The organism is Ruegeria sp. AE3, from assembly GCF_056542225.1.
In genome coordinates, this window is the sequence record NZ_JBQFZL010000009.1 from 1 (window position 1) to 26768 (window position 26768).

The 26768-nt window shown below is 57.6% G+C and carries 25 protein-coding genes; 10 read left to right on the plus strand and 15 right to left on the minus strand.

The genetic code is table 11. The features are described 5' to 3' along the window. The first annotated feature begins 15 nt into the window (after positions 1–15). Positions 16–231, plus strand: coding sequence for a hypothetical protein (locus ACR0NZ_RS14985; protein WP_480519976.1), 216 nt, complete (start codon positions 16–18; stop codon positions 229–231). Then, complete coding sequence (locus tag ACR0NZ_RS14990) at positions 224–625, plus strand: hypothetical protein (RefSeq protein ID WP_480519978.1); 402 nt, start codon at positions 224–226, stop codon at positions 623–625. Before ACR0NZ_RS14985 ends, ACR0NZ_RS14990 begins: the two co-directional genes overlap by 8 nt. Here the strand turns inward: ACR0NZ_RS14990 and gyrB are convergent. Together gyrB and ACR0NZ_RS15000 are read right to left on the minus strand one after the other, a co-directional pair. After that, on the minus strand, positions 548–2965 hold the full coding sequence (gyrB, locus tag ACR0NZ_RS14995; RefSeq protein WP_480474814.1) for a DNA topoisomerase (ATP-hydrolyzing) subunit B: 2418 nt from the start codon (positions 2963–2965) through the stop codon (positions 548–550). The genes ACR0NZ_RS14990 and gyrB overlap by 78 nt on opposite strands. A gap of 114 nt (positions 2966–3079) precedes the next feature. After that, positions 3080–3652 (minus strand): TetR/AcrR family transcriptional regulator, encoded by a 573-nt coding sequence (locus ACR0NZ_RS15000; protein ID WP_480519980.1) that lies wholly within the window; start codon positions 3650–3652, stop codon positions 3080–3082. A gap of 100 nt (positions 3653–3752) precedes the next feature. Between ACR0NZ_RS15000 and ACR0NZ_RS15005 the strand changes: the two genes are divergently transcribed. Then, on the plus strand, positions 3753–4301 hold the full coding sequence (locus ACR0NZ_RS15005) for a carboxymuconolactone decarboxylase family protein (protein ID WP_480483946.1): 549 nt from the start codon (positions 3753–3755) through the stop codon (positions 4299–4301). Positions 4302–4315: 14 nt separating this feature from the next. Here the strand turns inward: ACR0NZ_RS15005 and recF are convergent, their stop codons facing one another. The 6 genes from recF to mutM all read right to left on the minus strand — a co-directional run bounded on the left by recF (position 4316) and on the right by mutM (position 10941). Beyond that, entirely contained in the window at positions 4316–5413 is a 1098-nt protein-coding gene (recF, locus tag ACR0NZ_RS15010) for a DNA replication/repair protein RecF (RefSeq protein WP_480519982.1), read from the minus strand. 57 nt (positions 5414–5470) lie between these two features. Then, positions 5471–6592 (minus strand): DNA polymerase III subunit beta, encoded by a 1122-nt coding sequence (gene dnaN, locus ACR0NZ_RS15015; RefSeq protein ID WP_480519984.1) that lies wholly within the window; start codon positions 6590–6592, stop codon positions 5471–5473. Between the two features lie 224 nt (positions 6593–6816). After that, entirely contained in the window at positions 6817–8202 is a 1386-nt protein-coding gene (gene dnaA, locus ACR0NZ_RS15020; RefSeq protein ID WP_480488104.1) for a chromosomal replication initiator protein DnaA, read from the minus strand. Positions 8203–8757: 555 nt separating this feature from the next. Continuing rightward, entirely contained in the window at positions 8758–9021 is a 264-nt protein-coding gene (gene rpsT / locus ACR0NZ_RS15025; RefSeq protein WP_039541017.1) for a 30S ribosomal protein S20, read from the minus strand. A gap of 225 nt (positions 9022–9246) precedes the next feature. Then, complete coding sequence (locus ACR0NZ_RS15030) at positions 9247–10023, minus strand: enoyl-CoA hydratase (RefSeq protein ID WP_480474809.1); 777 nt, start codon at positions 10021–10023, stop codon at positions 9247–9249. A gap of 66 nt (positions 10024–10089) precedes the next feature. Then, complete coding sequence (gene mutM, locus ACR0NZ_RS15035; RefSeq protein WP_480519986.1) at positions 10090–10941, minus strand: bifunctional DNA-formamidopyrimidine glycosylase/DNA-(apurinic or apyrimidinic site) lyase; 852 nt, start codon at positions 10939–10941, stop codon at positions 10090–10092. 86 nt (positions 10942–11027) lie between these two features. Here mutM and ubiE point away from each other — a divergent pair, with 86 nt between their 5' ends. Next, a complete protein-coding gene (gene ubiE / locus ACR0NZ_RS15040) occupies positions 11028–11780 on the plus strand; it encodes a bifunctional demethylmenaquinone methyltransferase/2-methoxy-6-polyprenyl-1,4-benzoquinol methylase UbiE (RefSeq protein ID WP_480474807.1) in 753 nt (250 codons plus the stop codon). Between the two features lie 3 nt (positions 11781–11783). Further along, the gene (gene ubiB / locus ACR0NZ_RS15045) at positions 11784–13319 is read left to right on the plus strand and encodes a 2-polyprenylphenol 6-hydroxylase (protein WP_480519989.1); all 1536 of its coding nucleotides are present in this window, start codon (positions 11784–11786) and stop codon (positions 13317–13319) included. 90 nt (positions 13320–13409) lie between these two features. Here ubiB and ACR0NZ_RS15050 read toward each other — a convergent pair whose 3' ends face one another. After that, positions 13410–14585, minus strand: a complete 1176-nt coding sequence (locus ACR0NZ_RS15050; RefSeq protein ID WP_480474805.1) for an acetyl-CoA C-acyltransferase family protein — start codon at positions 14583–14585, stop codon at positions 13410–13412. Positions 14586–14701: 116 nt separating this feature from the next. Here ACR0NZ_RS15050 and ACR0NZ_RS15055 point away from each other — a divergent pair, with 116 nt between their 5' ends. The 5 genes from ACR0NZ_RS15055 (at position 14702) to ACR0NZ_RS15075 (ending at position 19383) form a co-directional block, all read left to right on the plus strand. Further along, positions 14702–15265 carry a helix-turn-helix domain-containing protein gene (locus ACR0NZ_RS15055; RefSeq protein ID WP_480474804.1) on the plus strand — a complete coding sequence of 188 codons (564 nt, stop codon included), beginning with the start codon at positions 14702–14704 and terminating at the stop codon, positions 15263–15265. A 110-nt stretch (positions 15266–15375) separates the two neighbouring features. Continuing rightward, entirely contained in the window at positions 15376–16560 is a 1185-nt protein-coding gene (locus ACR0NZ_RS15060) for a glycine C-acetyltransferase (protein WP_480519991.1), read from the plus strand. A gap of 14 nt (positions 16561–16574) precedes the next feature. Beyond that, entirely contained in the window at positions 16575–17603 is a 1029-nt protein-coding gene (gene tdh, locus ACR0NZ_RS15065) for an L-threonine 3-dehydrogenase (protein WP_480520144.1), read from the plus strand. A 64-nt stretch (positions 17604–17667) separates the two neighbouring features. Next, positions 17668–18552 (plus strand): tryptophan 2,3-dioxygenase, encoded by an 885-nt coding sequence (locus tag ACR0NZ_RS15070; protein ID WP_480494561.1) that lies wholly within the window; start codon positions 17668–17670, stop codon positions 18550–18552. A 3-nt stretch (positions 18553–18555) separates the two neighbouring features. Then, a complete protein-coding gene (locus ACR0NZ_RS15075) occupies positions 18556–19383 on the plus strand; it encodes an alpha/beta hydrolase (RefSeq protein WP_480519993.1) in 828 nt (275 codons plus the stop codon). A 66-nt stretch (positions 19384–19449) separates the two neighbouring features. Here the strand turns inward: ACR0NZ_RS15075 and infB are convergent, their stop codons facing one another. From infB to pip, 6 genes are all read right to left on the minus strand, one after another. Next, positions 19450–21936, minus strand: coding sequence for a translation initiation factor IF-2 (infB, locus tag ACR0NZ_RS15080; protein ID WP_480519995.1), 2487 nt, complete (start codon positions 21934–21936; stop codon positions 19450–19452). Between the two features lie 8 nt (positions 21937–21944). Then, entirely contained in the window at positions 21945–22568 is a 624-nt protein-coding gene (locus tag ACR0NZ_RS15085) for an RNA-binding protein (protein WP_480474799.1), read from the minus strand. Positions 22569–22590: 22 nt separating this feature from the next. Further along, positions 22591–24210 (minus strand): transcription termination factor NusA, encoded by a 1620-nt coding sequence (nusA, locus tag ACR0NZ_RS15090; protein ID WP_480474797.1) that lies wholly within the window; start codon positions 24208–24210, stop codon positions 22591–22593. Continuing rightward, positions 24210–24800 carry a ribosome maturation factor RimP gene (gene rimP, locus ACR0NZ_RS15095; RefSeq protein WP_480519998.1) on the minus strand — a complete coding sequence of 197 codons (591 nt, stop codon included), beginning with the start codon at positions 24798–24800 and terminating at the stop codon, positions 24210–24212. The genes nusA and rimP overlap by 1 nt, the downstream gene beginning before the upstream one ends. 160 nt (positions 24801–24960) lie before the next feature. Next, positions 24961–25782: an ABC transporter substrate-binding protein gene (locus tag ACR0NZ_RS15100; RefSeq protein ID WP_480519999.1), complete on the minus strand. Its 822-nt coding sequence runs from the start codon at positions 25780–25782 to the stop codon at positions 24961–24963. Continuing rightward, positions 25779–26756, minus strand: coding sequence for a prolyl aminopeptidase (gene pip / locus ACR0NZ_RS15105; RefSeq protein ID WP_480474792.1), 978 nt, complete (start codon positions 26754–26756; stop codon positions 25779–25781). The genes ACR0NZ_RS15100 and pip overlap by 4 nt, the downstream gene beginning before the upstream one ends. Positions 26757–26768: the final 12 nt, after the last annotated feature.

Genomic DNA, 26768 nt, shown 5'->3' on the forward strand with positions numbered 1-26768 from the left:
TAGGGATAAGCATCTGTGGCCAATGAAAAAATCAAGACGGCTACCGAAGTTGTCACCGGGTTCATCGACGAGCAAGCGAAGGACGAAGACCTTGATCCGGACACTGTAAAATCGGTCGGCGCACTGCTTCATGAAGGCAAGCTGACCAAGGTCAATCTGCTTCGGCAGCTCGAAGTTCTGCGCAAGGCAGCGATCAATACTCAGGCAGATGAAGGCGGTGCAGATGACTAAGCTGCGTTCCCTCAAAGCCATCGGTTTTCGTGGCGCCCGGTTTGAGTTGCCGCAGAAATTCACCAAGAAACATCGAAGCCTTGCGATCTATGGAGAAAACGCCGCTGGCAAAAGCACGATCACCGACGCGCTGGAATGGTTCATCCGTGACCGGATCATCTTGCGGCATGCCGATATCGTCGGTTTTCTGGACGAAACCAAGGGACGAAAGCGCGAAGCGATAGCGCGTATTATCGGTTTTGACGAGACCATTCAGTTTCGATCAGTCATCCAGCAGTCGCGCAACACCCTGCAAAAAGACGGTTCCTACAAACCGTCAGAAATCCAGATTCTCGACGCTCAGTGCGTTTTTCTGGATAAATTCTCGACGAGGTTCGACAACATCACCCATTAGCTTGGTGAACAGATCGTCAGCTTCCACCATATCGTCAACGCGCACTTGCAGCAGCGTGCGTGCATCCGGGTCCAAAGTCGTTTCCCAAAGCTGGCCGGGGTTCATCTCTCCCAGACCTTTGTAGCGCTGCAAGGACAGGCCCTTTTCCCCTTCTTCCAGAATGGCGCGCAACAGGTCCAGCGGACCGTGGATCAATTGGCTACGATCACGGCGGATCAACGTGGCCGAAGTGTTGTAGACCTCTTGCAGGCTTTGCGTGAAGTTGCCTGTTTTGCGCGCTTCTCCCGACCGCAACATCGGGCCGTCCAAGGTGCGAACCTCTTCGACACCACGCAGAATGCGGGCCAGCCGAATTCCGTGATCCTGTGTGATCCGGCCCTGCCAGCCACGCTCATACTCCAGCGCGATCAGGTCCAGACGGGCGGCAACCTTGTCAGCCACCCCTTGCAGGTCTGCGTCCACCGCACCCGGCACAAAGGCACCTGCAACGGCGGCCTGTTCCAGAATGTGGCGCGGGTAGTGCGTCGGGAAGGCGTCCAGAACGCGTTTCAACTGGCGCGCTTCGTCCACCACGCGGGCCAGGTCCTGCCCGGTGATCTCTTCACCCGAACCCAGTTTCAGCACGGCGCCCTCGATACCCTGGTTGACCAGATAATCGTCCAGAGCCGCCTGATCTTTCAGATAAACCTCTGATTTTCCACGCGAAACCTTATAAAGCGGCGGCTGCGCAATATAGAGATACCCACCTTCGATCAGCTCAGGCATTTGCCGGTAGAAGAACGTCAGCAGCAGAGTCCGGATGTGTGCACCGTCCACATCCGCATCGGTCATGATGACAATCTTGTGGTAACGCAACTTTTCAATATTGAACTCATCACGGCCGATACCCGTGCCCAGAGCCATGACAAGATTACCGATCTCTTGCGAGGACAACATCCTGTCAAACCGCGCGCGTTCCACGTTCAGGATCTTACCGCGCAGAGGCAGAACCGCTTGTGTCAGCCGGTCACGGCCCGTTTGCGCCGACCCTCCGGCTGAATCACCCTCGACAAGGAAGACTTCGGTTTTGGACGGGTCTTTTTCGGAACAATCCTTCAGCTTCCCCGCCAGATAGTTCACATCCATTGCCGTTTTGCGGCGGGTCAGTTCACGCGCCTTGCGCGCGGCCTCGCGCGCCAGTGCAGCTTCGATGATCTTGCCGACGATCGCCTTGGCCTCGGTCGGGTTTTCTTCGAACCACTCGGCAAGTTTTTCGTTCATCAGACCCTCGACCGCTGGGCGAACCTCGGAACTGACCAGCTTGTCTTTGGTCTGCGACGAGAATTTCGGATCAGGCACTTTGACCGACAGCACACAGGTCAGACCTTCGCGCGCGTCATCACCGGTAAAGCTGACCTTTTCCTTTTTCGCGATCCCGCTGGACTGCGCGTAGTTGTTGATCGTCCGGGTTAGGGCACCACGGAAACCCGCCACATGGGAACCGCCATCGCGCTGAGGAATATTGTTGGTAAAGGGCAGTACAGACTCGTGATAGCTGTCATTCCACCACATTGCGATTTCCACACCGATATCGTCGCGCTCGCCCTTGATATAGATCGGCTCGGACATGGCAGGGGTTTTGGACCGGTCGAGGTACTTGACGAACTCCTTGACCCCACCTTCATAGAACAGCTCGGTTTCCAGCCGTTCCGCCGGACGCTCGTCAATCAGGATGATCCGAACGCCCGAATTCAGGAAAGCCAGTTCGCGCAGGCGTTTTTCCAATGTCTCGAATGAGTATTCAAGGTTCGAGAATGTGTCGGTCGAAGCCAGAAACCGCACCTCTGTTCCTGTCCGGTCCCCGCATTCGCCAACAACCTTCAGGTGCTCAACGGTTTCGCCACCTTCAAATCGCGCGATGTGCTCTTTGCCATTGCGCCAGACGCGCAGTTCCAGCCAATCCGAAAGCGCGTTCACCACGGAAACACCCACACCGTGCAGGCCGCCCGACACCTTGTACGAGTTGCTGTCGAATTTCCCACCGGCGTGCAGCTGGGTCATGATGACCTCGGCCGCCGACACGCCTTCTTCCGGGTGGATGTCCACCGGAATACCGCGTCCATTGTCGCTGACCGAAACACTGGAATCGGCGTGAATTTTCACCGTCACATGGTCGGCATGACCCGCCAAAGCCTCGTCAATCCCGTTGTCGACAACTTCATACACCATATGGTGCAGACCCGAGCCATCATCCGTGTCCCCGATATACATGCCGGGGCGTTTGCGAACTGCCTCCAAGCCCTTGAGAACCTTGATAGAATCTGCGCCGTATTCTTGGGGGGCCTGTGCGTCTTCGGACATTCAGTCAGTACCTATATTATTTTGGTAACTTATACGTTTTCTGGTAGGGATTGTCACGCCATCCCCCAATATTTTGTGTTGTTCCGGATCGTTTTTTGCCGCCCGAAAAAGGGATCACAAACGATCGATATCAGAAGCGATATCCGCGGCAATTTCCGACGCGTCGACATCCTTGCGCTCGGCCGACAATCGCAGCCCGAGAATGTCCGACTGATACCGTGCCGCCAGTCGATCCGGATCATGTCCCGCCCCGATTTCACCGGCATCCTGAGCCCTGCGAAACAGATCAGCGAAACAGCCTTTCATTTCCGCCATGTGATGCGCCGCCTGATCCGCAAGGTCATGATCCTTCGCCTTCAACTCGGCATATGTCTTTGCCAACATGCAGGCCTTTGCCGGGGTCTCGACCGCTTCGATCACCAATCGGGGCTGCGCTTTCAGCGCCTCCTTCGGACCCAGTCTCTCTGCCAGGGCCTTTAAGCGCGCCACACCTTCTTGCGTATAACTCTCCAGCGTCAGCGCATAGAGCGCATTTTTCGACCCGAACGCCGCATAAAAACTGCCAGGCTTCAGCTTCAGTTCCCGCTCCAGATCCTTCAGCGATGTACCAGCCCAGCCCTGACGCCAGAAGATATCCTTCGCCTTCGCGATCAACACGTCACGATCGTATGCGGGTTTGCGGGGCATCAGCATCACCAATTTTTGAACATTCACTCAAGTATATACTTGAGCGTTCACTCAAGAAACCCTAAATACGACCCATCGCGCCAGAAACAGGAGTTCCGACATGGCCAATTTCCCGTCTCACGACCTCGAAACCGCGCCTGAAGCGTCCAAACCGCTGCTGCAAAAGTCTCAGGCCGCTTTTGGTCGCTTGCCCGGCCTGCATAAGGTCATGGCCGAAAGCCCTCAGCATCTGGAAGGCTATCAGGTTCTGCACGGCCTGTTCCTGCAAACTGATTTCGACAATGATGAGAAAACCGTCGTCTGGCAGACCATCAATGTGGAAAACGAATGCCACTACTGCGTGCCCGCCCACACCGGGATCGCCAAGATGATGAAGATCTCGGACGAGATATCGGACGCCCTGCGTAACGAAACTCCGTTGCCTTCAGCCAAACTCGAAGCACTGCGCACCTTCACCCTGCAAGTGATGGAAACCCGCGGCAACCCGACCGAAGACCAGCTTCAGGCGTTCTTTGACGCGGGCTATTCACACCGCGCGGTTCTGGATGTCGTGCTGGGTCTGGCCCAGAAAACCATGTCGAACTACGTCAACCACATGGCCAAAACCCCGGTGGACGAGGTTATGCGCGGCTTTCTGTGGGAACGCTAAGTCAGCGAACCGGCCTAAGCGGTCACGACCGAGCCCTGATCGCTGTCGGTAACGATCAGCGTCTGGGCCCGGTCGCCCATTTCCGCAAACAGCTCAGGCCCGGTACCCGTCATCCAGGCCTGAGCGCCCAGCGCGCAAATCTCGTCATAAAGCGCTGCACGCCGCCCAGCATCCAGATGCGCGGCCACCTCATCCAGCAGAACGATCGGAGGTGCGCCCAGCATCGCCGCAAGCGCCCGCGCATTGGACAGGATCAGCGACACCAAGAGCGCTTTCTGCTCACCAGTGGAACACTCCCGTGCCGGCACGCCCTTGGCCGCGAACACACCGTACAGGTCGGACCGATGCGGCCCCACCAGGGTTCGGCCCGCTGCCAGATCCCTGAACCGGCTCTCGCTCAACGCGTCTCGCAAATCTTCCGCTGTCTCGGGCATTGCGCCTTCGGTTTGCACCAACTCCAGTTCGGCCGAAGGAAAGACCGTTTCCGCCCGGTCCTGCGCCGCCCGTAGAAGATCCAGCGACCTCAACCGCGCGGTATGGATGCGGTGCCCCGTCTCGGCCAACTGCCCTTCAAGCGCGGCGTACCAATGCGCGTCCCTGATCTGCTCTTTCAGCAGACGGTTACGTTCGCGCATCGCTTTTTCATAAATCAGCGATGTTTCGGCGTGGGCCGGGTCAAAACTCAGCGCGATACGGTCCAGAAACCGACGGCGTCCCTCAGCCCCTTCAATCCACAGACGGTCCATGGACGGGGTCAGCCAGACTACCCGTGCAAGTTTCCCCAGATTGATCTGGGTCGCCGACTTGCCATCAATTCGCACCTGTCGCGCTGCGCTGCCCTCGGACCAGGTTTCGATTTCAAACCGCTGCCCCTGAGCGTCCAGCAACCCGGACAGTTTCCAACCCAACGCCTCGGGCCGACGGGTCATCTCGGCCGCGCTCGCCCGCCGCATCCCGCGACCGGGCGAAAACAACGACACCGCTTCAAGAATATTGGTCTTCCCGGCCCCGTTCGGCCCGTGAATGGCAACCGGTCGGCCGTCCAGAGACAACCGCGCCAGCTTATGAGATCGAAAATGCGAGACCGTTAGCTCGGTCAGGGCCAATCCCATGACCCCTCCCTTCATCTTTTCAAAAATACTCCCGCCGGAGGCATCGCATCCGCGCGATCAGACGCGCATCGGCATGACGACGTATACAGCGCTCAGATCGTTGCCTTCACGCATCAATGTCGGGTCACCAGCCGAGTTGAACAGGAAAACTGCATTCTCACGATCCACCTGAGACGCAATCTCCAACAGGTATTTGGCGTTGAACCCGATCTCCAACCGCTCATCCCCGTAAGCGACAGCCAATTCCTCCTCGGCGGCGCCGCTGTCAGGAGCATTCACCGACAAGATCAGCTTGTCGCCTTCCAATTGCAACTTCACTGCCCGCGACCGTTCCGACGAAACAGTCGCCACGCGATCTACGGCCTGCGCGAATTCAGCAGCATCCACTTCAAGCTTGCGGGTATTTCCTTGTGGGATAACACGTGTGTAGTCGGGGAAGGTGCCGTCAATAACCTTCGACGTCAGCGTGATATCCGGCGTGGCAAAGCGTACCTTGGTTTCACTGACCGAAACGGCGATATCCATCTCGTCGTCATCCAACAGCTTGCGCAACTCGCCCACTGTTTTGCGAGGCACGATCACGCCGGGCATATCCGCCGCGCCAGCTGGCAAATCTGCGTCAATTCTCGCAAGCCGGTGGCCATCGGTGGCCACACAACGCAACACTTTTCCACCCTCGGACCCATCTGCCACATGCATGTACACACCGTTCAGATAGTACCGGGTCTCTTCGGTCGAGATGGCGAATTTTGACTTGTCGAACAACCGGCGCAGCAATGCTGCCGACGCGCTGAAATTCGATTGATATTCCGAGGACGCCATCACCGGAAAATCTTCTTTTGGCAGTGTCGCCAGCGAAAAATTCGACCGACCCGCTTCAACTGTCAGCCGTCCTGCGGCGCTGTCAGCAGTCAATGTCACCAGCGCACCGTCCGGCAGTTTGCGCACAATCTCATGCAGGGTTGTTGCCGCGACGGTCGTCGCGCCCGCCTTTTCGACCTGTGCGGGTGCCTTATCGACCACTTCGATATCCAGATCGGTGGCACGGAACTGGACCTGATCGCCTTCGGCCTCGATCAGGACATTGGCAAGTATAGGAATGGTATTGCGACGTTCTACAACGGACTGAGCCTGCGAAACGGCTTTAAGAAGGGTGCCGCGTTCAATGCTGATCTTCATACCCTCAATTCCTCTGACTTGCGTACCGACATGGGCGGGACTGGCACGTTAGCGGTTCCACCCCGAGGCACAAGGATTTTTTACGGATTTCTGGGTTGGAATGCACCAACCGTCAAGTGCGGCGTGCCCCACACGCCTCAGTTCTGGTGCAACCGTGGATTCTTACGCACAAAAAACGCCCCGGCACAGAAGTCCGGAGCGTTTCTTAGCACTACTGGCCCGGTTCAGGCTTCGAGAGAACGGCGCAGCATTTCCACGTCTTCAGCGATCTGACCATCGGTCAGTTTCAGCTCTTCAATGCGCTTGACGCCATGCATGACCGTGGTGTGGTCGCGCCCGCCGAACCGGCGGCCGATCTCTGGCAGCGACCGGCTGGTCAGCTGCTTGCACAGATACATCGCCACCTGACGAGGGCGCGCGTAGGATCGCAGGCGCTTGGGACCGATGATATCAGACATGCGGATGTTGTAGTATTCGGATACTTTCCGCTGAATCTCTTCAACCGTGATCTTACGCTCGGATGCGCGCAGGACATCTGCCAGACAATCCTGCGTCAGCTCCATGTCGATCTCGCGTCCAACCAACGAGGCAAAGGCAAACAGACGTGTCAGAGCACCTTCCAGCACGCGGACATTGGTCGAGATACGATGAGCCAAAAATTCAAGGACGCCATCTGCAATCGTCAGGTCGGGATAGGAACTGCTATATTGCTGGACCTTGTTCTGAAGAATGCCCAGACGCAATTCATAGTCGGTCGGATGCAGGTCAACGACCAAACCACATTGAAGGCGGGACTTTACACGATCTTCCAGATCCTTGATTTCGCCCGGGGCGCGGTCGGCCGAGATGATGATCTGCTTGTTCTGATCCACCAGCGCATTGAACGTATGGAAAAACTCTTCCTGAGTAGAATCCTTTCCGGCAATGAACTGCACGTCATCGACCATCAACACATCGACCGAACGGAACAAATGTTTGAAATCCATCATCCGGCGTTCCCGCAGGGCCTGCACGAAGCGATACATGAACTGTTCGGCTGACAGGTACAGGACATTCAGTTCCGGATGCTTGGTTTTCAGCTCCCAGGCAATTGCGTGCATCAGGTGGGTCTTACCCAGACCCACTCCACCATACAGAACAAGCGGGTTGAATGTTACCGGGCCACCTTCGGACACACGGCGCGCGGCAGCATGGGCCAGCTCGTTGGGTTTGCCCACCACAAAACTGTCAAAGGTGAAACGTGAATCGAGCGGCGCGGCCTGCAACGACTCCAAAGCGTTCTGCGCACTATCCGTCGCCGCTAAGGGTACCGGCTCTGGCTGAGTTTCGGTGACCACCTTGGCTGCGGGCTTGGGACGCGCGGGCGAGTTGGCAGCAACACGGAAGTCCAGACGCTGAACGGTTTCCCCAGCCGTATTCAGCTCGTACAAGATGAGGTCCGCAAAATTCTGGCTGACGTAGTTCCCCATAAAGTTCGTTGGCACGGAAAAAACCGCCACACCATCCTGCAGCTCTTTAAATTCCAGAGGCTCGATCCATGTGGTGTAATTATTCCGACCGACAGCCTTCAGCAATTTGTTACGCAGTAGTCCCCATTTCTCTTGTGTCATTCAGCGCCTCACGCATCCCATTCTTATTGGCCTGTCGGCCTTATCATACGAAGCCGGTTGCCCGGTCTTGCATTCACACGCCCAAAGGGAACCTGTCGCCAAACCTAACGGCTTGGCGGGATTGCCCCTGAAAGTTCGGTGCACCCGGATTTTCGACGCTCAACAATAAATGAGCGTCCCGAAACTCGGGCTGCACGTCACAATCTCAATTTTCAGACAGGGCCGAGAATCCCGGATAATCCGGACTTCGCGGCAGATCGGCAGCCCAGCTTGCGCCAGTCGTCGACGAATGTTTCCTGATCGATCTGATGCCCGTCAGTCCGATCGAGTAAACAGCCTGTCCCCCCAAGCGAGTGAATCGCTGACATCAGTGGTAGCAACTTGAAATGGGGCGCGGCAACGAAACTCTGATATTGACTCGGGTCTTTGGTCGAAAGAATCTCTCGGTTTCGTGAAGGCGCGGTATTCCGGCAACACGAAAAAAGGCGCCGCAATGCGCAGCGCCTTTGACATTAGTTCAGCCTTGCTGACTTGACCTAGGGTAACCCGCAGGCTTCAACCCAGAGCTTTGACCCGGGCCGACAGGCGCGACATTTTACGCGCAGCAGTGTTCTTGTGGAACACGCCTTTGGTGACGCCGCGCATCAGCTCGGGCTGGGCGGCGCGCAGTGCTGCGGTTGCCGCATCTTTGTCACCGGATGCAATCGCTTCTTCGACTTTACGCAGGTAGGTGCGGATGCGCGAACGACGCGCTTTGTTAACAGCGAAACGCTTTTCGTTCTGACGGGCGCGTTTCTTTGCCTGGGGCGAATTTGCCATGTGTCTCTGACCTTCGTTCGGTACGGTTATCAAGGGTTGCGCGCCACGGATATATCCGCACCGGATCAGAAATCACGAGTGTGAGTCGGGCCAAGCGGGCCGCACGCGCATGTATTGCGGCGCTCATTACCGAACATTTTAAGGATTGCCAAGCCGATTCTTGGATCTCACAGACCCGGCAAAGAAAAGGCGGGCAACACCCGCCTTTCATTAATCTCTTGCGATTTACTTGTCGCGAAACTGCGCAGCCCGCTTTTCAAGAAACGCCGCCATGCCCTCTTTCTGGTCTTCGGTGGCAAACATGGAATGGAAGACCCGACGCTCAAACAGCATACCTTCACTCAGCGGAAGCTCGTAACTGCGATTGACCGCTTCTTTTGCCGCCGCTGCCGTAAGTGCCGATTTCTCGGCTATTTTTTGCGCCGCGCCGACGGCTTCTTCGATCAGCTTCTTAGCCGGTACGACCCGGCTGACCAAACCAGAGCGCTCAGCTTCGTCCGCGTCCATGAACCGCCCAGTCAGGTTCATGTCCATCGCCTTGGACTTGCCGACAAAGCGCGTCAAACGCTGGGTGCCGCCCAACCCGGCTATGACGCCAAGGTTGATTTCAGGCTGGCCGAATTTTGCAGTGTCCGCAGCAATGATGAAATCGCAAAGCATTGCCAACTCGCATCCCCCACCCAGAGCATAGCCCGCGACCGCGGCGATGATCGGTTTGCGAATAGCGGAAACCCGATCGTTTGCATCAGCAAAAAGGTTGGTTGTGTAGACATCGACAAAGCTCATCTCGGACATTTCCCTGATGTCCGCGCCTGCGGCAAAGGCCTTGTCCGATCCGGTGATGACGATGCAACGCACCTTGTCGTTGCTGTCCGCCTCTTCCAGCGCGGTACACAACTCACCCAGCAACTGGGAGTTCAGCGCATTCAACGCATCTGGTCTGTCGAGTTTGATTAGGGCGACGTGGTCTTCGATTTCGACGATGATCGTCTCAAAAGCCATGAGAAAAAAGCTTCCGGTTGTTCCGTTCAGTTACGAGTCCTTACCACGCGAATTCTCTGGATCAAGCTATCTTTGGCATTGCGCACAGTAGAAGGATGAGCGACCGGACTGGGTGATTCTCTGGATCAGACCATTGCAACCCTCGGTTCGGCAGGGCTTTCCTTCACGACCGTAGACATCAAAACTGTGCTGAAAATATCCAAGTTCTCCATCAGCTTGCCGGAAATCCCGCAGGGATGATCCGCCTGCTTGGATCGCGTCCTGCAACACCTTCCGAATGATGGGAACCAGCGATGCGACACGCGCCGCAGAAATTTGCCCTGCTTTGCGACGTGGCGACACCTTGCCGCGATAAAGCGCTTCGCAAACATAGATATTCCCCAATCCGGCAACGATTCCCTGATCCAGCAGGGCTGATTTGACTGGGGTATTCCTGCCTTTGAGCGCCTCAATCAGGTGTTGCTCGTGGAAATCATTGCCCAAGGGCTCTGGTCCCAGAACCGCCAGAAGCTTGTGATCCTCGGCTGTGGCTGTGGGCAGCAGGTCCATCGCTCCGAACCGGCGTGGATCGTTAAAGGTGATACGCGTCCCGTTGGCCATGTGAAAAACAACATGGTCATGTTTCTCAGCGGCAGGATGTTCGCGCAGGAAATGACCTAGTGGATCCCCTGACACCGTCATTCGCCCGGACATCCCCAGATGGATCAACAATGTCTCGCCGCTGCTGAGATCGGCCAGGATATATTTTGATCGCCGCCGTAACCGATCCACGCGCTGCCCGGTCAGCCGTTCTGCCATGCGTTCGGGAAATGGCCAGCGCAGATCCGGGCGATTCACATCGGCGCGTTCGATCTCGACCCCCTCCATCGCAAGGCTCAGGCCGCGTCTTACGGTCTCGACCTCGGGCAATTCTGGCATTACAGGGCTCCTATTCCAAAGGGCCGCATTGTGCCCCGCTTCCAGAGCCCTATAACAGAAGCGAAATTCGACAAACGGCAAGGCTTATGTCCGACAACAGCGACAACACCACTCATTTCGGGTTCGAAACCGTACGCGAGGCTGACAAGGCCGGGCGCGTGCAGGGCGTGTTCAACTCGGTCGCCTCGAAATATGACGTGATGAACGATGTCATGTCGATGGGTATCCACCGGGTCTGGAAAGACGCGATGATGGACTGGCTAGCTCCGCGTCCCGGTCAGCGTTTGCTGGATGTTGCGGGCGGAACCGGTGACATTTCCTTTCGCTTTCTGAAACGTGCAGGCTATGGCCATGCCACGGTTCTTGATCTGACAGAACCCATGCTGGTCGAAGGCCGGCAACGCGCCGAAGCCGACCAGATGGCCGACAGCCTGAACTGGGTGGTGGGCGATGCCATGGCCCTGCCGTTCGAGGACAACACCTTTGACGTCTACACGATCTCGTTCGGCATCCGGAACGTGACCCGCCCGCAAGAGGCCCTGAACGAAGCCTTTCGCGTGCTGAAACCCGGTGGCCGCCTGATGGTGCTGGAGTTCAGTCAGCTTCCCAATGACGGGTTGCAAAAGCTCTATGACCTCTACAGTTTCAATGTCATTCCACGCATGGGAAAACTGATCGCGAATGATTACGACAGCTATCAGTATCTGGTGGAGTCGATCCGTAAGTTTCCCGATCAGGAAACCTTCCTGAACATGGTCCGAACTGCTGGCTTCGAAAACGCCAAATACCGCAATCTCAGCATGGGTATCGCCGCGCTGCATTCCGGCTGGAAAATCTGACACATGCGTGGCCCACATAATATTATCCGCCTGATCCGAACGGGTGCCACGCTTGAGCGCACCGGTGCCATGAATGTCGTGCTGGATGCATTCGAAGCCCCGCGCCCGCTTCGCGTCATCGCTCATGCTTTGGGCAAACCGTTTCAGTGGCTGGGCTACAAAGGCGACCCGCAGATGCCACCCGCAACCCGTGCCCTGACCGCTTTGGGTCCGGCATATATCAAATTCGGGCAGGTGCTTTCCACCCGCCCTGATGTCGTCGGCAACGAACTGGCAGAACAGTTACGTGTCCTACAAGACAAACTCCCGCCTTTTTCCCGGACAAAAGCCATGGCCGAGGTTGAAAAGGAACTTGGACAGCCTGTGGCGGACGTGTTCTCTGAGTTCAGTGAACCTATTGCAGCCGCGTCCATCGCTCAGGTCCACAAAGCCAAACTGGTTAACACAGGCGAAGATGTCGCCGTCAAAGTTCTGCGCCCGGGGATCGAGCGCGCATTTCGTAAGGATGTGGATGCATTTTATTTCGCTGCTCGCATCGTGCAGCTTTTCGCCCCCGGTGCCCGCCGTCTGAGGCCCATGGAGGTCATTGAACATTTTGACGGCGTTGTTCGGGGCGAACTGGATCTGCGTCTGGAAAGCGCTGCCGCCTCGGAATACGCGGCCAACACAAAAGACGACACAGGGTTCTGGCTGCCGCCCGTCTTGTGGTCACTGTCGGCACGGCGCGTGATGACACTCAGCTGGGCCGACGGTGTTGCATTGGGTGAAAATGACGCACTGGACGCCGCAGGCCACGATCGCCGCGACCTGGCTGAACGTGTGCTGCGTCTATTCCTTCTTCACGCCTTGCGCGACGGCTATTTCCACGCCGATATGCATCAGGGCAACCTAAAGGTCGCCGCCAACGGTGACATCATCGCTTATGATTACGGTATCATGGGCCATATCGACGAATACACGCGCCGGGTCTATGCCGAGATCCTGTTCGGTTTCATCCGCCGCGACTACAAGCGCGTGGCCGAAGTGCATTTCGAAGCCGGTTACGTTCCTGCACATCAGGACGTCGATGAATTCGCCCGCGCCCTGCGTGCGGTTGGCGAACCGATCTTCGGTATGGATGCCTCGCATATTTCGATGGGCCGTTTGCTAAGCTATCTGTTCGAAGTGACAGAGCGTTTTGGCATGGAGACACGTACCGAGCTGATCCTCCTACAGCGCACGATGGTCGTGGTTGAAGGTGTTGCCCGGTCACTGGATGACCACATCAATATCTGGGAAGTCGCCCGCCCCGTGGTCGAAGATTACATTAAACAATCCATCGGCCCGCGCGCCGCGCTTCGTGACTTTGCCAAAACCGCTTTGGTTCTGGCACGCTTTGGTCCGCGCCTGCCGACATTGGTCGAAAACGCGTTGATTGCACAGACACACAAAGAAGAACCGGAAAACTCGGGTCTTTTGCCAAAAATCCTGCCAGCCGCTCTCGGTGCAGTTGCCGGCGCAGCCATAGTTTTGTTGATCACGACACTCGGCTGGTTGTGATCCGCAGCTTCATCTGGCTGAAAACATCCTCGGGGGGAATCGCGCCTTGCGCGATGGGGGGGCAGACAGCCCCCCTTGCCCAAACCTGGATCAGAGCCGCTCGATGGCAATGGCTATCCCCTGACCGCCACCAATACACATGGTGATCAACCCTTTTGATCCACCTGTACGCTCCAACTCGTAAAGTGTCTTCATGGTAATGATGGCGCCCGTCGCGCCTACAGGGTGCCCCAGCGCTATCGCGCCTCCATTCGGGTTCACTTTCGCTGCATCCAACCCAAGCTCCTGATTGACGGCCAGCGCCTGCGCGGCAAATGCTTCGTTGCTTTCGATCACATCGAAATCTTCCACCGAAAGACCCGTCTTCCTGAGCAGGTTTTGCACGGCCGGTACCGGGCCAATACCCATGACTTCGGGGCGCACGCCAGCATGTGCATAGCCGATTACACGCGCTTTTGGCTTCAACCCGGCCTTTTCCGCCGCATCCGCCGTTGCCAGAACCATCGCCGCCGCGCCATCGTTGATGCCCGAGGCATTGCCTGCCGTTACACGCCCATCTTTCTTGAACACAGGTCGCAACCCGGCCAGCGCTTCGGCGGTCGTCGCTTTGGGATGCTCATCAACTTTGAAATCCACCATGTCCCGCTTGACCTTCACCTGAACGGGCACGATCTGGCTTTCGAAATATCCGGCTTCAATTGCGGCGGCCGCGCGGGTCTGGCTGGCAAGGGCGAATTCGTCCATCTGTTCACGGCTGATCTGGTGTTCATCGGCAACGTTCTCGGCCGTCACACCCATGTGCCCTGTGCCAAAGGGGCAGTTCAACGCACCCAGCATCATGTCCAGTGATGTGACATCACCCATTTTCGCGCCCCAGCGTGCCTGTGGAACAATGTAAGGGCTTCGCGACATGCTTTCTGCCCCACCTGCCACGGCAAAATCGGCATCGCCAAGCATCAAGGACTGCATTGCCGACACGATCGCCTGTGCGCCTGAACCACACAGTCGGTTTACATTCATCGCAGGGGTGCCGTTCGGAATCCCGGCCTGCATCGCGGCAACGCGCGACAGGTACATGTCCCGAGGCTCGGTGTTGATGACATGACCAAACACAACATGCCCGATTTGAGCACCTTCTACCCCTGACCGCTCCAAGGCCGCTTCGGTGACCACCGTCGCCAGATCAATGGGCGCGGTTGACGCAAGTGCGCCACCAAAAGTTCCAATCGCGGTGCGCGCACCATCCAACAATACGATGTCTGTCATGTCTTTCTCCTCTTGGAATCGTCGTCAGTATGCACATGCAGCATGATCCTGTCCTATAGGACGTGCCGTCACGGATGGAATTGACAAGCGGGGTCCCAACACGCATGGATTCCGTCATGACGGAGAACACAGACGATATCCTGAACCTTTTGCCCGCCCGCCTGAAAGACGCACGCCGGGCCAAAGGACTGTCGCTGGAAGCAGTCGCAAACCTGAGTGGCGTGTCCAGATCCATGGTTAGCCAGATCGAACGCGGGGAAAGTAGCCCGACGATCTCGACCCTCTGGAACCTGACCCGTGCGCTACAGGTGGATTTTGCCGGTCTTCTGGAAGGTTCAAAAGCCAGTGATCAGATCGAGGTGCTGCGCGCGTCCGAAGTGCCCAGCATCGACAATATGGGGCAGAACTGCCGCATTCGCATCCTGTCCCCGCCGGAAGAGGCCGGAGGTCATGAGGTTTACGATATCGAGTTCGACAAAGGCGGGGCCTTGAACAGCCAGCCCCATGCGCGCGGCGCGCGTGAGCAGCTGACCGTGCTGGAAGGCGCCGTCAAGGTTACATCGGGCAGTGCCGTGTCGGAACTGAGCCGAGGGGATACCGCCCGCTATGCCGCGGATATCGTGCATTCCATCTCGGCCAAAGAACCAGCGCGGGTGTTTCTGATCGTAAAGAACGCCTAACATCAGCAGATTTCCGCCTTCACGGAAAATTTTCCTGTATATTGAAATTCCCCTATTTGGGAAATCCATCCGCTATGTTAGACGTGCGACTCAGTTGAACGGAGGTCGCCATGGCAGATGCATTCCTGTCCCACATCACGGACACACTCGCGCAGATCGAATCCGAGGGGCTGTATAAGCGCGAACGAATGATCACCTCGCCTCAGGGCGGTGAGATTACGGTTGGCGGCAAACGGGTGATCAACCTGTGCGCCAACAACTATCTGGGTCTTGCGGATCACCCCGCGCTGATCGAGGCCGCAACAAATGCGATGGGTCCGAAAGGATTCGGTATGGCCTCGGTCCGGTTCATCTGCGGGACGCAGGATATTCACCGTGAACTGGAACAGCGGTTGGCGAAGTTCCTGAACAAGGACGATGCGATCCTGTTTGCGGCCTGCTTTGATGCCAATGGCGGGCTGTTCGAACCGTTGCTGGGGCCTGAAGATGCCATCATTTCGGACAGTCTGAACCACGCCTCGATCATTGACGGGGTGCGGCTGTGCAAGGCCAAGCGCTATCGCTATCTGAACAATGACATGAACGACCTGGAAGCGTGGCTGAAGCAAGCGCGCGAGGATGGCGCGCGTCACATCATGATCGCAACCGATGGCGTGTTCTCGATGGATGGCTATCTGGCCAACCTGCCGAAAATTCGCGAACTGGCTGACAAATACGACGCCATCGTGATGGTCGATGATTGCCATGCAACGGGCTTCATGGGGCCGCGCGGTGCAGGAACACCGGATCACTTTGGTGTTGATGTCGACATTCTGACTGGAACTTTGGGCAAGGCACTTGGGGGGGCAATCGGCGGCTACATCGCCGGGCCGCAGCCAGTGATCGACCTGCTGCGGCAGCGGGCGCGGCCCTATCTGTTCTCGAACTCGCTGCCGCCATCCATCGTCGCCGCAGGGCTTGAGGCGATCCGCCTGGTCGAAGAAGGCGACATTCTACGCGCGCAGTTGTTCGGAAACGCAAAGTACTGGCGTGCCGGTTTGGAAAAGCTTGGCTTTGACGTTTTGCCCGGCGAACATCCGATCATCCCTGTCATGCTGGGCGGCGCCACGCTGGCACAAGAGATGGCCACCAAGCTGTTTGATGAGGGCGTGTATGTCTCGGGCTTCTTCTTTCCTGTTGTTCCCCGCGGGCAGGCGCGGATCAGAACACAGATGAACGCCGCCCTGACGCGGGACGAACTGGACCGCGCTCTGGCGGCCTTTGGCAAAGTCGGCAAGGAACTGGGGGTGATCTGATGCGACCCAACACGATGAATGCGCTGGAAAAGTCGAAACCCGAAGAGGGGTTGTGGATGGTACAGGCCCCGGTCCCGGAAATCGGGCCTGATGAGGTGCTGATCAAGATCAACAAGACCGGAATTTGCGGTACCGACATTCACATCTGGAACTGGGATGAGTGGGCCTCTCACACCGTTCCGGTTCCGATGATCACTGGTCATGAGTTCGCTGGGGAAATCGTTGAGATTGGGCGCAACGTAACCGGCCTGAACGTTGGGCAGCGCTGTTCCGGCGAAGGGCATCTGATCGGCACTGAAAGCCGTCAAAGCCGCGCAGGCAAGTTTCACCTCGACCCCGGCACGCGCGGGATCGGGGTGAATGAACAGGGCGCGTTTGCGCAATACCTGAAACTGCCTGCCTTCAATGTTGTTCCCCTGCCGGACGATATCCCGGATGAGATCGGGGCAATCCTTGATCCGCTGGGCAATGCGGTACACACCGCGTTAAGCTTCGATCTTCTTGGCGAAGATGTCCTGATCACCGGCGCAGGACCCATTGGCATCATGGCCGCCGCCGTTGCCCGCCATGCAGGTGCCCGTAACGTTGTGATTACCGACATAAACGATGAACGATTGAAACTCGCGGAACATGTCGTGCCGTCGGTGCGGACCGTTGATGTTTCCAAACAAGATTTGCACGACATCATCGCACAGCTAGGAATGAAAGAAGGCTTTGATGTGGGGCTTGAAATGTCCGGCTCACAAGGCGCGCTTGACCAGATGGTCGAAGCGCTTGTTATGGGTGGGAAAATCGCCTTGCTGGGGATACCGCCGGGGAAATCTCCAGTCGACTGGTCGCGTATCGTTTTCAAGGCGATCACAATCAAGGGTGTCTATGGTCGCGAAATGTTCGAGACCTGGTACAAGATGATCGCCATGCTGCAAAATGGCTTGGATGTGTCCCGCGTGATCACGCATCGCTTTGCGGTTGATGATTTCGCGGATGGTTTTGCCGCGATGAAATCCGGCCTCTCAGGCAAGGTTGTCCTTGACTGGACCTAACCCGCTGGAAAGTTACGAACTCAGCGCCTAGACAGGTGCAAGGATCGCACAAGGGAGGCATGAGATGGGCGAGAACAAAGACGATCGTCTGTTGCAAAGAGGTGTCGAAGACACTCTGATCACTGATTTCGCCGAGACACATCGCAAAAGCTATGGAGATTTTCTGCAACTCAAAACGCTGCTGAATCTGCAAAAGACCTTTCAGGACCCTGCGCAGCCGGACGAGATGCTGTTCATTATTATCCATCAGGTCAGCGAACTGTGGCTGAAACTGATGCACCACCAACTGGTCGAGGTGCGCCGTTTTCTGCAACAGGATGAATTTGGCCCAGCCATGAAAAACCTCGACCGAATCAAGGCCATTCAACGGCAGTTGATTGCGGCTTGGGAAACCCTGCTGACCATGACGCCTGCCGACTATATGACGTTTCGGCAGGCTCTTGGCAGCTCGTCAGGGTTTCAGAGCTACGGGTATCGGCAGATCGAATTCATTCTCGGCAACAAGGATGCCTCAACACTGAAGGTCCATACGCATGACCCAGAGGTGATGGAGATGCTGAATGCCGCACTGACCAAACCGTCGCTTTATGACGAGGTGTTGCACATGTTGGCCCGCCAAGGGTTCGATGTGCCCAAAGATCTGATCGAACGCGATTACGCCCAACCCTATTCCGGCGATTCGCGCGTGGTGCAAATTTGGGTGGAGGTGTTTCGAAACACTGAAAAATACTGGGATCTTTATGCTTTGGCCGAAAAGCTGATGGATGTGGAAAGTTTGTTTCAACGCTGGCGCTTTGACCATGCCACCGCGGTTGAGCGCGTGATCGGGATGCAACCTGGCACTGGTGGCTCAAGCGGCGTGGCCTTTTTGCGAAAGGCGCTGGAGCTGCGGTTTTTCCACGACCTTTACGACGTGCGTACGGAATTGATGTATAGCGGGCAGAACTAAGACATGTTGTATCGAGGATTTTCGCAATCCGATCTGGAGCGGGAGTACTCTCCCAGCACAATGATCGGCGGCGACCTGAGCCCCTATCTTGCCAGTTATCAGGCGCTGAGTGCTCAGGCGCGGGCCGACTTTCCGGTACGGGAAAGTCTGGCTTATGGTGACAGCCCCCTTCAAGTTTTGGATTTCTTTCCCGCTCGCGATGACAAGGCACCCCTGCACGTCTTCATTCACGGCGGGTACTGGCAGGCGCTCAGCCAGAATGAGTCGTCTCTGATGGCGCCGGGGCTGTTGGAACACGGGCAAGCTTTTGCGACTGTGAACTACACGCTGGCACCCGATGCCCGGATTGGCGACATGATCGACGAGTGCCGTGACGCGTTGTTGTGGCTGGCGGCCCAGGCTGAGGAGTTGGGGTTCGACCCGTCGCGGATCACCCTGTCAGGTCACAGTGCAGGCGCGCATCTGGCGGCGATGGTGATGGCAACCTCATCAGACGCCCTTGCCAAAGCGGGGCTCCGGGTGCGGGATGTGCTTCTGATCAGCGGCATATACGACCTGGAACCGATCAGCCTGATGTCGGTGAACGATCCGCTGCAATTGACACCGGTCGAGGTCAACGATCTGTCACCCATCCGCAATCTGCCCCGGCCCGGTCCTCGATACCATGTTTCGGTGGCCGAACGGGATACGGATGAGTTCATTCGCCAAAGCCGTGACTATGCCGAAAGGCTGCGAAAGTCCGGACACTCTGTCTGCTTTATGCTCGCGCAAGGAATGCATCATTTCGATATCATCATGCATTCAGCTACGTTTCTGCCCCAAACAAAATAAGCGCCTCGACAAATGAAAACAGCGGCCTAAGGGGGTCGCTGTTTTTCGTTTTCAACTTATGCCGGGTTAGTCCAGCGTGCGGGTGACTTCTTCGCGCTCGAAGATTTCGATCACGTCGCCTGCGCGAATGTCATCGTAGTTCTCGAATGCCATACCGCATTCCTGACCCGACTGAACCTCGGCCACTTCGTCCTTGAAACGCTTCAGTGTTTTCAGCGTGCCTTCGTGAATCACCACGTTGTCGCGCAGCAGGCGGACACCGGCGGAACGGCGCGCCACACCTTCGGTAACCAGACAGCCGGCAACCTTGCCAACGCCGGTGACCTTAAAGACTTCGCGGATTTCGGCGTAACCGATGAACTTCTCGCGAATCTCGGCGCTCAACAGACCCGATGCGGCAGCTTTCACGTCGTCCACCAGATCGTAGATAACCGAGTAATAGCGAATCTCGACACCTTTCTGGTTTGCCGTGTTCCGGGCAGACGCATTGGCCCGCACGTTGAAACCCAGGATCGGAGCACCCGAGGCCTCGGCAAGACCGACATCGGTTTCGGTGATTGCACCCACGCCCGAATGCAATACGCGCACGCGTACCTCGTCGTTGCCGATCTTCTCCATCGCCTGAACGATGGCCTCAGCCGAGCCCTGCACGTCCGCTTTCATCAGAATCGGCAGTTCGGTGACGCTTTCGTCTTCCTTGGCCTTCTGCATCAGCTGCTCAAGGGTGGTAGCGGCACCGGCGGCAGCGCGTTTGTCCTTGGCGGCCTGCTCGCGGTAGGCGGCGATCTCGCGCGCCTGTGCTTCAGTCTCGGTCACGTTCAGAACGTCACCGGCTTCCGGTGTGCCATTGAGACCCAGAACCTCGACCGGAACCGAAGGACCCGCTTCCTGAACGCGTTCACCCTTGTCATTGATCAGCGCACGGACCTTACCGTACTGCTCACCCACAACAAAGATATCGCCCTGACGCAGCGTGCCGTTCTGAACCAGAACGGTCGCGACCGGACCACGGCCTACATCCAGCTGCGCCTCGATCACGGCACCCTGGGCTGCGCGATCGGGGTTGGCTTTCAGCTCCAGAATCTCGGCCTGCAATGCGATGGCTTCCAGCAGCTCGTCCAGACCCTGACCGGTGATGGCGGACACTTCTACGTCCTGAACCTCACCCGACATTTTCTCGACGATCACCTCGTGTTGCAACAGATCGGTGCGCACCTTGTCCGGATTTGCATCATGCTTGTCGATCTTGTTGATCGCCACGATCATCGGCACTTTGGCCGCCTTCGCGTGATTGATCGCCTCGATTGTCTGCGGCATGACCGCGTCATCGGCAGCGACAACCAGAACCACGATATCGGTCACCTGAGCACCGCGCGAACGCATCGAGGTAAACGCCGCGTGGCCGGGTGTATCCAGGAATGTCAGCGTCGATCCACCATCGGTTTTCACCTGATAGGCGCCGATATGCTGGGTGATGCCACCGGCCTCACCAGCCACAACGCGCGCATCGCGGATTGCATCCAGCAGCGATGTTTTCCCGTGGTCGACGTGACCCATGATGGTGATGACGGGTGGACGGGGCTTCAGATCGTCCTCGCTGTCTTCTATCTCTTTGATGACGTCTTCGACATCCGAATCAGAGACGCGGGTGACTTTATGGCCGAATTCTTCAATGATAAGCTCGGCAGTATCGGCATCGATGGTCTGGTTCTGCGTGACCATCATACCCATCTGCATCAGCGATTTGACCACGTCAGCCACACGCTCGGCCATACGGTTGGCCAGTTCCGAGACCATGATCGCCTCAGGCAGTTGTACGTCGCGGATCACCTTTTCACGCTCGACCGAACCGCCCATGGCTTTCTGACGGGCGCGTTCCTGCTTGCGCTTCATCGCTGCCATCGACCGCTGGCGGCTGCCTTCGTCACCAGTGGCCTGACCCAGTGTCAGCTTGCCTGAACGACGGTTGTCTTCGCGGCCCTTGCCACGACCGCGCTGTTCGCGTTCGCGATCCTGCTTGCGAGGCGCGGCTGCAGGCGCAGGTTTGCTGGCCGGGCTGCGTGCAGCTTTGGCTTCTTCAGGGGCCGGCGAAGCGACAGCAGCAACAGCAGCACGCTTGGCTTCTTCTTCAGCCTCCACGCGCTTGCGCTCTTCATCTTCGGCTTTCTGACGGGCGCGCTCTTCGGCTTCACGCTGCTCGCGCTCTTTCGCTTCCTGTTCCGCACGGCGGCGCACACGTTCTTCTTCGCGTGCCTTTTCAGCGGCTTCGCGTTCAGCGGCCTCTTCGACCTCGCGGGCCTTGGCAGCCTGCAAAGCTTTCATACGGCGCGCCATTTCCGCGTCGGAAATACCTGCGGGACGACGCGACGGATCACCCGAAGGGGCGGCACCGCCACCCGGCTTTGCCGCGCCCGGCTTGGGGACCACCACGCGCTTGCGTTTGGTTTCCACCACGACATTCTTGGTGCGTCCGTGGCTGAAACTCTGTTTCACATTTCCGGGGCGTGCCCCGCCACGAAGACCCAATGTCTTTTTGCCGTCACTATCGCTCATAAAGCTTCTTACCCTTCCGCGCGGCCCTTGCCGCCGTCATCCGTTTCGCGCAAGCCACGCAGGCGCTGCGCTTCCTCTACAACACGTTTGGCGAGTCCGCCAGAGGCCAAGGCCGCATGAATCACCGTTTGGCGCCCAAATGCTTGCCCTAATTCGTCTGCCGTCAGCCAACCGATGTATTTTCCTAAGTGCGGCGTACTGAGCTTCGACTTGCCGCGCCCCGATCCATCAGTGGCCTGAATCAGCACCTGAGCCTCTTCCCGGTCCAGCCACGACTTGACCTTTTCATACCCGGCAACCGCGTCGCCGGACTTGCGCGCCAGACTGAGCAACTCAATCACACGGCGCGCGATCTGTTTTTCAACCTCTGCCGTCAGGTCCTGAGGCACGGTCACCTGTGCCTTGAACCCCCGCGCAAACAGTTTCTTGCCAATGGCCTTGTCCAGCGCGGCACGATCCGCCGCCACATAAACGCCCCGCCCCGGCAACTTTGCCGCGACATCCGGAAAGACCTGGCCGTCCGGCCCCGTCACAAAGCGGATCAAGCCATATTTAGGCTGAACCTCGCCTGTGGCGATGCACTTGCGTTCGGGTCCGTCAGACCGATCCTTATGGACGCCACCGCGACCCATACGCGCCACCCGAGACCTGAGATCAGGCCTCGACCTCCTCGTCTGCTGCGTCGCCGTCGATGTCTTCTTCCGCCTGCTCCAGCTCGGCCGGATCAACCCAACCCAACAGGATACGCGCAGTCATGACCATGTCCTGTGCTTCTTCGAGCGTGACGCCAAAGGGCTCCAGCACGCCATCATCCTTGACGCGTTCACCGTCAACTGTGGTCCAGCCACCGGCCAGTTCCCAGTCTGCACAGGTTGCGAAGTCTTCCAGCGTCTTCACATCGTCCTTGGCCAGAGCCTCTACCATCTGGGGTGTCAGGCCTTCGAATTCAATGAGGCTATCCTCGGCACCCAATGCGCGCGCGGCATCCAGAGCGGCTTTGGCCTGGGCTTCCAGGAATTCACGCGCCCGGGTCTGAAGTTCCTGCGCGGTGCCTTCATCGACGCCGTCAATGACCAGAAGTTCATCAATCTCGACATAGGCAACTTCTTCGAGATTGGTGAAGCCTTCGGACACCAGCAGCTGCGCAAAGAATTCGTCCAGATCCAGACTGTCCATGAACAGCTTGGTACGAGATTCGAATTCCTTCTGACGGCGTGCTGATTCTTCAGCTTCGGTCATGATGTCGATGTCCAGGCCGGTCAGTTGGCTTGCCAGACGCACGTTCTGACCGCGACGACCGATTGCAAGAGACAGTTGCTCTTCAGGAACCACAACCTCGATCTTGCCTGCTTCTTCGTCCAGAACAACCTTCGAAACCTCGGCAGGTTGCAACGCGTTCACCAGGAAGGTCGGTTGGTCTTCGTTCCACGGGATGATGTCAATCTTCTCACCCTGCAGTTCGTTCACAACGGCCTGTACGCGGCTGCCGCGCATACCAACGCAAGCGCCAACGGGATCAATCGAGCCGTCATAGGAAATTACGGCGATCTTGGCGCGTGAACCTGGGTCACGGGCCACGGCCTTGACCTCGATGATACCGTCATAGATTTCCGGTACTTCCATCTTGAACAGCTCGGCCATGAATTCCGGAGCGGTACGCGACAGGAAGATCTGGTGGCCACGCACTTCGCGGCGGACTTCCTTGATATACGCGCGCACACGATCATTCGGGCGATAGCTTTCGCGCCCAATCTTGTCGTTGCGGCGCAGAACGGCCTCGGCACCGCCCAGATCGACGATAACATTGCCGAATTCTTCGCGCTTGACGGCACCGTTGATGATGGTGCCCGCACGATCCTTGAATTCCTCATACTGACGATCACGCTCGGCTTCGCGGACTTTTTGCAGGATCACTTGCTTGGCGGACTGCGCCGCGATCCGGCCCATTTCGACCGGCGGTACTTCTTCAACAAAAACGTCACCGACCTGCGGGTCTTCCATGTACTGTTTGGCCTGTTCGACGGTGAATTCGGCCTGATAGTTCTCAAGCTCGTCATCCTCGACCACGGTGCGCACACGGGTGAATGTCGCCTTGCCGGTCTTGCGGTCGATCGACACGCGAATGTCCATCTCGGCGCCGTAGCGGCTCTTGGCAGCGCGGGCGAGCGATTCCTCCATCGCTTCGACAACCAGACCGGGGTCGATCATCTTTTCGCGGGCCACGGCCTCGGCAGTCTGCAGCAGCTCCAGCTGGTTGGCTGAGGTAATTGCCATCAGTTCGTCTCCTCTTCGGACCCTTCGGTCTCAATCTCGTCGAAAGCTTTTTCGTTCAGGGCGCCTGCATCTTTGCGCTGGCGCAGCATTTCTTTGATCAGATCATCGGTCAGGACCAGCTTGGCATCACTCAGCCAGTCGAATTGCAGGCCGATTGTGATCGTCTCGGACCCTTCGGGAATATTGATCAGAACCTCTTCCCCTTCGATCCCGGCCAGTTCCCCTTTGAACCGGCGGCGGCCATCGATCAGTTCAGAGGTTTCGATCTTGGCCTCATACCCCTCAAAAGTCTCAAAATCCTTGAGGCGCGTCAGGGGGCGGTCGATACCGGGGCTGGACACCTCAAGCGTATAGGCGTCGAGGATCGGGTCCTCCACATCCAGGGTGGCGCTGACCGCATTCGAAATCTCGGCGCAGTCATCCACTTCGATGCCGCCTTCAGGTTTGTCAGCCATGATTTGCAGCGTGGTCTGCTTGCCACTCATCAGCCGGACACGGACCAGCTCATACCCCAGGTCTTCGATCACCGGGGTGATGATCTCGGCAAGTCGCCGGTCGATGGCAGCTTTGGCTATTAGTTCGTTTGTCATCAGGTTCTCTACCCTGTCAATCGGGCACAAAAAAACGGGCGCGCGGCCCGTCGAATTTTCCGGTGGAGCCTTGGACCGGAAGTCCAACGCGCCGCTGTTGAAACTGCATATACGCAGGATGATCCGAGTCTGCAACCCCCGACAGAAGTATCACCCGGAATTACACGATCCACCACCGTTCAGCGATACGACCGTCGTCCAGAACCGTGCGTCCGGCAATCTGCCGCGGCAATCCCACCGTCCCAGAAACGGCCAGTGCCATATCGGTCTCGGAAGGATGGAAGCGAAGACCGCGCGTACTGCGGATCTCGGACGGATCTGGGAAAGCCGCAATATCGACGTAGCCATCGCGCAATGCCTCGGCGCGGACACGGGCATCGGGAATAACGATCACTTCGAATGCATCGACCCAACCGGCCTGACCGTCCTTGTAATGTCCCGAAACACGGCGACCCAGGAAATGTCGCCCGTCTTCGGCGCGCTCGACACGGTAGCAACCCGTACCGTTGGCCCTGTGTAGCGGCGTGACGCCTTCGCCATTGCGGGCAATGACAAAACGACTTTCCGCCAAAAGGAATGGAAGGCCCGGATTTGCCTCGGCCAGTTCCAGCCGCAAACGGTTGGCGGTCAATGCCTCGGTATACCCGACTTCGGCCAATACGGTCGCAACGTCTGAGATGTCCAAAGGCGCGCCGTCGTGGAACACCGCATCATTGCGCAGATCAAAGCTCCAGACCTTCGCATTGGCGTCGGTTTGCCAGCCCGTCGCAAGCTCGCCCCGCAAAGTGCCATCCGGGGCGATCTCGGTCAGCGTGTCGAAAACAGCACCGCGCGCCACCTGCTCAAGACTGTCGTCGCGCGGCACGGCCAATCGCAGCGTTCCACCTTTCTCGGGTCTGTCCGCCAGAGACGCGCCTGTCGCGGCAAGCAGCGCGGCGGCGGCACCCGAAGCAAACAAGGCACGGCGGTCGATGCGTGTCATGCCAAACCCTCCGCCACGCGATCCATGATCCGGATCAGTTCTGCGCTGATCCCAGGTTCAGAAAGCGCATGACCGGCCTGACGTACCATCTTGATCTCGGCATTCGGCCAGCGTTCGCTTAGCGACCAGGCGGCCTGCGGCGGGCAAATCATGTCGTATCGCCCCTGCACGATGTGACCCGGGATATGAGCGATCCGGTCCATTTGATCTAGGATCTGCCCATCCTTTTCCAGAAACACCTTATTGTAGAAATAGTGATTCTCGAGCCGCGCAAATGTACGGGCGTATTCGCCGGGACTTTCGCCCACTGATCCGTTCGTATGGATCGATGCCAGCGCATTTTCCCAGTGCGACCATGCCCGCGCATACAGGGTCTCGGTCGCGCGGTCCCCCGAGAACAGGCGTTTGTTATAGGCGGTGATGGTGTCCTTCAGCTCGGCCTCGGGCAAAAGCGCGGTGAATTTCTGCCACTGCTCCGGCCAGAAACGCCCCACTCCGCCGCCATAAAACCAGTCAAGTTCAGCCTGAGTTGCCAGAAACACGCCCCGCAGCACCAAACGGCTGACCCTGTCGGGATGCGACTGCGCGTAGATCAAGGCAAGGGTCGCGCCCCAGCTGCCGCCAAAAGCTATCCATTCATCAATCTCGAGCAGGTCGCGCAACCGTTCAATGTCGGCCACCAAATGCCATGTCGTGTTGTTTTCAACCGAAGCCGTGGGGCGAGACCGGCCACACCCACGCTGATCAAATAGAATCACCCGGTAGACACGCGGATCAAAGTAGCGGCGCATTGCAGGGCTGCAACCGCCACCCGGACCGCCATGCAGGATCAGCACCGGTATGCCTTCGGGATTACCGCATTGTTCCACATAGATACGGTGCCCGTCGCCCATATCGACCATACGCTGGTCGAACGGGTCGATCGGCGGGTACAGATATTGAACTGCGCGCTTTTGGTCCGGGTACTTGTCCATTATGGCCCTATA

Coding starts and splice junctions, on each gene's coding strand:
- ACR0NZ_RS15005 (WP_480483946.1), top strand. CDS start 3,753: ATGGCCAATTTCCCGTCTCACGACCTCGAAACCGCGCCTGAAGCGTCC.
- ACR0NZ_RS15085 (WP_480474799.1), bottom strand. CDS start 22,568: ATGGGTCGCGGTGGCGTCCATAAGGATCGGTCTGACGGACCCGAACGC.
- ACR0NZ_RS15030 (WP_480474809.1), bottom strand. CDS start 10,023: ATGGCTTTTGAGACGATCATCGTCGAAATCGAAGACCACGTCGCCCTA.
- recF (WP_480519982.1), bottom strand. CDS start 5,413: ATGGGATTGGCCCTGACCGAGCTAACGGTCTCGCATTTTCGATCTCAT.
- gyrB (WP_480474814.1), bottom strand. CDS start 2,965: ATGTCCGAAGACGCACAGGCCCCCCAAGAATACGGCGCAGATTCTATC.
- ACR0NZ_RS15100 (WP_480519999.1), bottom strand. CDS start 25,782: ATGACACGCATCGACCGCCGTGCCTTGTTTGCTTCGGGTGCCGCCGCC.
- pip (WP_480474792.1), bottom strand. CDS start 26,756: ATGGACAAGTACCCGGACCAAAAGCGCGCAGTTCAATATCTGTACCCG.
- ACR0NZ_RS15000 (WP_480519980.1), bottom strand. CDS start 3,652: ATGCCCCGCAAACCCGCATACGATCGTGACGTGTTGATCGCGAAGGCG.
- rimP (WP_480519998.1), bottom strand. CDS start 24,800: ATGACAAACGAACTAATAGCCAAAGCTGCCATCGACCGGCGACTTGCC.
- ACR0NZ_RS15055 (WP_480474804.1), top strand. CDS start 14,702: ATGACGGAGAACACAGACGATATCCTGAACCTTTTGCCCGCCCGCCTG.
- mutM (WP_480519986.1), bottom strand. CDS start 10,941: ATGCCAGAATTGCCCGAGGTCGAGACCGTAAGACGCGGCCTGAGCCTT.
- ACR0NZ_RS15060 (WP_480519991.1), top strand. CDS start 15,376: ATGGCAGATGCATTCCTGTCCCACATCACGGACACACTCGCGCAGATC.
- ACR0NZ_RS15070 (WP_480494561.1), top strand. CDS start 17,668: ATGGGCGAGAACAAAGACGATCGTCTGTTGCAAAGAGGTGTCGAAGAC.
- dnaA (WP_480488104.1), bottom strand. CDS start 8,202: ATGACACAAGAGAAATGGGGACTACTGCGTAACAAATTGCTGAAGGCT.
- ACR0NZ_RS15050 (WP_480474805.1), bottom strand. CDS start 14,585: ATGACAGACATCGTATTGTTGGATGGTGCGCGCACCGCGATTGGAACT.
- ubiB (WP_480519989.1), top strand. CDS start 11,784: ATGCGTGGCCCACATAATATTATCCGCCTGATCCGAACGGGTGCCACG.
- ACR0NZ_RS14990 (WP_480519978.1), top strand. CDS start 224: ATGACTAAGCTGCGTTCCCTCAAAGCCATCGGTTTTCGTGGCGCCCGG.
- rpsT (WP_039541017.1), bottom strand. CDS start 9,021: ATGGCAAATTCGCCCCAGGCAAAGAAACGCGCCCGTCAGAACGAAAAG.
- ACR0NZ_RS15075 (WP_480519993.1), top strand. CDS start 18,556: ATGTTGTATCGAGGATTTTCGCAATCCGATCTGGAGCGGGAGTACTCT.
- ubiE (WP_480474807.1), top strand. CDS start 11,028: ATGTCCGACAACAGCGACAACACCACTCATTTCGGGTTCGAAACCGTA.
- infB (WP_480519995.1), bottom strand. CDS start 21,936: ATGAGCGATAGTGACGGCAAAAAGACATTGGGTCTTCGTGGCGGGGCA.
- dnaN (WP_480519984.1), bottom strand. CDS start 6,592: ATGAAGATCAGCATTGAACGCGGCACCCTTCTTAAAGCCGTTTCGCAG.
- nusA (WP_480474797.1), bottom strand. CDS start 24,210: ATGGCAATTACCTCAGCCAACCAGCTGGAGCTGCTGCAGACTGCCGAG.
- tdh (WP_480520144.1), top strand. CDS start 16,575: ATGAATGCGCTGGAAAAGTCGAAACCCGAAGAGGGGTTGTGGATGGTA.